Below are 273 nucleotides of genomic sequence, written 5' to 3'. Positions count from 1 at the left end.
CACCAGGGCCCAGGAATGGGGAACGCCCCTTGCGGAGGAACTGTGCGACGTAGTCATCGAACACGTGCGCAGCCAGGGCTACATTCTTCAGGGACCTGTCCGAATCTCCTTCCGGCGCAATGAGCAGGAACGGGCCGGACATTTTGAGATTACGTCCAAGACTGAGAAGTCGACGTCGGATGCGGCCGCCCCTGCACAGCCCCACGCCGCCCACGTTCCGGCAGCCCCTGCCCGGCAGCCAGTGCGCCTGCAGCCCGTCCTGGATATCAACGG

Annotated in this window: 1 protein-coding gene; it reads left to right on the top strand. The window is 64.5% G+C overall.

Annotation, left to right across the window (positions count from 1 at the left end; translation table 11 throughout):
- Nucleotides 1-273: FhaA domain-containing protein (locus tag SB847_RS21015; RefSeq protein ID WP_410578550.1), on the top strand; the 273-nt coding region annotated here is incomplete at both ends.

This window comes from Bacillus sp. SIMBA_026, assembly GCF_046535335.1.
In the GTDB taxonomy this organism is placed as follows: Bacteria; Bacillota; Bacilli; order Bacillales; family Bacillaceae; genus Bacillus; species Bacillus velezensis.
Note: the sequence above shows the minus strand (reverse complement) of the source record. Positions and strands in the feature narration are given on the sequence as shown.